The 3,717-nt window shown below is 40.1% G+C and carries 3 protein-coding genes; 1 reads left to right on the top strand and 2 read right to left on the bottom strand.

Annotated features, from left to right (window positions below; translation table 11 throughout):
- Positions 1–526: 526 nt before the first annotated feature.
- The gene (gene pgi / locus ABYD77_RS18265) at positions 527–2,170 is read right to left on the bottom strand and encodes a glucose-6-phosphate isomerase (protein ID WP_372771523.1); all 1,644 of its coding nucleotides are present in this window, start codon (positions 2,168–2,170) and stop codon (positions 527–529) included.
- A gap of 288 nt (positions 2,171–2,458) precedes the next feature.
- On the opposite strand from pgi, the gene ABYD77_RS18260 reads away from it, so the two are divergent.
- Entirely contained in the window at positions 2,459–3,487 is a 1,029-nt protein-coding gene (locus ABYD77_RS18260; RefSeq protein ID WP_372771522.1) for a LacI family DNA-binding transcriptional regulator, read from the top strand.
- A gap of 97 nt (positions 3,488–3,584) precedes the next feature.
- On the opposite strand, the gene ABYD77_RS18255 is transcribed toward ABYD77_RS18260, so the two are convergent.
- Positions 3,585–3,717: rhodanese-like domain-containing protein (locus tag ABYD77_RS18255; protein ID WP_372771524.1), on the bottom strand; the 133-nt coding region annotated here is incomplete at its 5' end.

Raw genomic sequence — 3,717 nt, 5'->3', positions numbered from 1 at the left:
GGAGTAACGATGCTCTCACCCACCGTTACCCCTGAATACTCAGCGCTACTCAGTTCACTTAGTTAAACGGATATGAGCATTGGAAACGTCAACTCTCTCACCAATTGACGTCCCAATCGACTCAGCGCTACCCGTTCAAAGGTATTTGTTTACTTTGAAAATCTAAAATAGCGCTCTTCAAAGTGTATTGTGTGCAAATTTGTGCTGTTTTGTGACTCAACAGCAGTTGGTAGAAAGGAGCTTTGGGAACATCAACTCTCTCACCAATTGAAGTCCCAAATAACTCAACGCTACCCGTTCAAAGGTATTCTTTTAAAAGCGACCTATCGCTTTTCTTATTCTGTTGCCGAATGTGCATTCTCACATTCAGCTTAAACGGATAAGAGTTTTGGAAGCGGCAACTCTCTCACCAATTGACGCTCCCATTAACTCAGCGCTACCCGTTCAAAGGTATTTTGACAACTGCTGCTAGCAGAAAAGCCGCGCAGTTTATCTTAATATCAGGCTATAAACCCTGACATTTATCCTATTTTTGACGCTTATTTTTATATAAAGCGATTAAACCAGCGGTTGAACTATCGTGCTCAAAGCGCTCGTCTGTCTCTAATTCTTTTTGAATCGCGTTTGCAAGGCCTTTACCAAGCTCAACACCCCATTGATCAAATGAGCAAATCTCTAAAATAATGCCTTGGCAGAAAATTTTGTGCTCATATAAGGCAATTAATCGACCTAAATGTTTCGCATCAATTTTATCCAGTAAAATTGACGTCGTTGGGCGATTGCCTTTATGAACTTTATGTTCAACCAATGCATCTATTTGCGCTTGAGATAATCCTTTGCCTGACAAGTCAGCAATAATTTGCTCTTTTGTAACGCCCGTCATCATGGCTTCTGTTTGCGCAAAAAAGTTTGCCATTAGAATTTCATGATGATTATTAACGTCTGTCACAGGTGTTATTGAACCAATAAAGTCTGCTGGCACAATCGTAGTACCTTGGTGTAGATACTGATAAAACGCATGCTGACCATTAATTCCTGTCATACCCCAAATCAGTGGCACGCTAGTATAATCAATCGCTTTGCCATCAAATGTCACTGACTTACCATTACTTTCCATTTCCGCTTGCTGTAAATATGCTGGTAACATATGCATGCTTTGGTCATATGGTAAAATAGCTTGCGCTCGAGCATCTAAAAAGCTGGTATTCCAAACGCTTAAAAGCGCCATTAAGACTGGAATATTGTCTTCAAATTTTGCATTTAAAAAGTGCTCGTCTACTTCAAAGGCACCTTCAAGTAGTTCAACAAAAATATCAAAACCGAGGTAAAGCGCGATTGGTAAACCAATTGCTGACCACATCGAGAAACGACCGCCAACCCAATCCCACATGGTAAATACGTTGTCAGGATTAATACCAAATTCAGATGTTTTTTCTAAGTTGGTACTTACCGCAGCAAAATGTTTGGCAACGGCTGAGTCGCAACCTGCTGCATTTTTTAACCACGCAACAGCTGTTTTTGCGTTTGCCATGGTTTCAGAAGTTGTAAATGTTTTACTCGAAATAACAAATAATGTCGTTTCTGGGTTTACCTTTGCAAGCACGCTTGCGATTTGCATACCGTCAGCATTTGATGCGTAGTGCACATCAAGTGTGTTATCTGCATAAGCAGCTAACGCTTCAGTCGCCATTTGCGGGCCTAAGTTAGAGCCGCCTACACCAATACTGACCACATCAGTGATACGTTTTCCGGTATAACCTAACCACTGACCACTACGTACTTTTTCGGTAAATGCTTTAATTTTTGCAAGTTCGCTATTCACCGCGTCAACAACGTTTTCACCATCCACATAAACAGCTTGGTTATTACGTTTGCGAAGTGCTGTATGTAACACCGCACGATTTTCAGTGAAGTTAATTTTTTCACCTAAAAACATTTTGTCGCGCCATGAAGCTAGATCAACTTCATTTGCCAGTTCTAATAACGCTTTTTTAACATCTTGAGTAATGAGGTTTTTTGAGTAATCAAAGAAAACACCGTCAATGTGCGTTGAAAAACGTTCAAATCGCTCAGCATCATTAGCAAACAAATCAACTAAGTGTTGTTGTTTTAACTCACTTGCTAGACCTGCTAGTGTTTGCCAACTTGCTAAAGAAGAACGACCACTCATATTTTACCTTTACTCTATTTATACTTACGCATGTATTTGTACCTTGAATTTAGTCAAACACTTGCTAAAGTTACTACTTGTTAAGTTTTGTACGTTAACAATAAGTAAAAATGACAACGCTGTCAATTGGCAATTTCAACTTTTTGACACCGGTATCAAACAGCTCGATTCTGTATAAAATATGAAACATAACTACAGACTTGAAAAAAAAACAGTTAGAATGGCAACTTGTGTGCTATTTCTCCTATGCGTTATGCAGGAACCATCAGCAAAAGAAATAATAACAATATGAAAGTCACCATAAACGATGTTGCTCGCCTCGCTGGCGTATCAATGAAAACTGTGTCTCGTGTTATGAATAACGAGCCATCGGTTAGAAAAAAAACCTCAGATAAGGTTATGGCTGCGGTAAAAGAACTCAACTACAAGCCGAATTTAGCAGCGCGTAGTTTAGCGGGAACCAAATCATTTGCCATTGGCTTAGTTTACAGCAACCCTAACGCTTATTATGTTATTGATATGCAAAATGGGATCTTATCGCGCTGTAAAGAAGAAGGCTACGAACTGCTTATTCACCCTTGTAGTAGCACAGATGAAAACGTATTAGACGAAATACAAACCATGATTGAGCGTTCTCGCTTGTCAGGCTTGGTATTAACGCCTCCCCTATCGGAGCGTGAAGATGTTATTGAGTTACTTGATTCAATGAACATTAACTACGTACGTATTTTGTCAGGTCGTGAACCAACTGAACAAGAAGGTAAATCAAATGCCATCTTTGTAAATGACCACGATGCCGCCTACCAAATTACTGAACATCTTATTTCGCTGGGACATAAACACATTGCATTTATTACCGGTGAAGAAGAGCACAAATCAACACTTGAACGTTTAGCCGGATACAAGGCCGCTTTGAGCGATCATAATATTTCCCTTGATGAATCGCTGATTTTCCCAGGTAAATATTCATTTGAATCGGGTGTGGAAGGTGCAAAAGCTCTCATGGCTAAAAACAGTAAAGTGACAGCCATTTTTGCTTGTAACGATGAAATCGCAGCGGGTGCATTATTTGCATCGCGCTTGATGGACATAAAAATTCCAGAACAATTATCTATTACGGGTTTCGAGGATTCACCCTTCTCAAAACAGACATGGCCAAAGCTGACAACTGCACATCAGTCAAACCAAGATATCGCAACGCAGGCCGCTAAGCTTTTATTTGCCAATAGTCGCCCGACTAAAATCAAAGAAGAAAAGATGGCTGTTTGTTTTACACCTGAATTGGTTGTTCGTGATTCAACAGGGCACATTGCCTAACGTCATATTTGACTTATGCGTGATGGCTATAAAGGTCAATACGCTCTAATAAAAAAGCAGCGATATCGCTGCTTTTTTATTAGGTGATAAAGCCTTTTTAGATAAACGCAACGCCACCAGCAAGATTGGTCAGGTTGGTAAAGCCAAATTCATTCAGTAGTGCACAACAGGCTTTTGAGCGGCGACCACTTCTGCACACCAAAACATAACGCTTTGATTGCGCTAATCGC

It is taken from the genome of Pseudoalteromonas sp., from assembly GCF_041629635.1.
Taxonomy (GTDB): domain Bacteria; phylum Pseudomonadota; class Gammaproteobacteria; order Enterobacterales; family Alteromonadaceae; genus Pseudoalteromonas.
Note: the sequence above shows the minus strand (reverse complement) of the source record. Positions and strands in the feature narration are given on the sequence as shown.

What these genes read in the sequence shown, in the direction of transcription:
- pgi (WP_372771523.1), bottom strand. Translation starts at nt 2,170, where the DNA reads ATGAGTGGTCGTTCTTCTTTAGCAAGTTGGCAAACACTAGCAGGTCTA.
- ABYD77_RS18260 (WP_372771522.1), top strand. Translation starts at nt 2,459, where the DNA reads ATGAAAGTCACCATAAACGATGTTGCTCGCCTCGCTGGCGTATCAATG.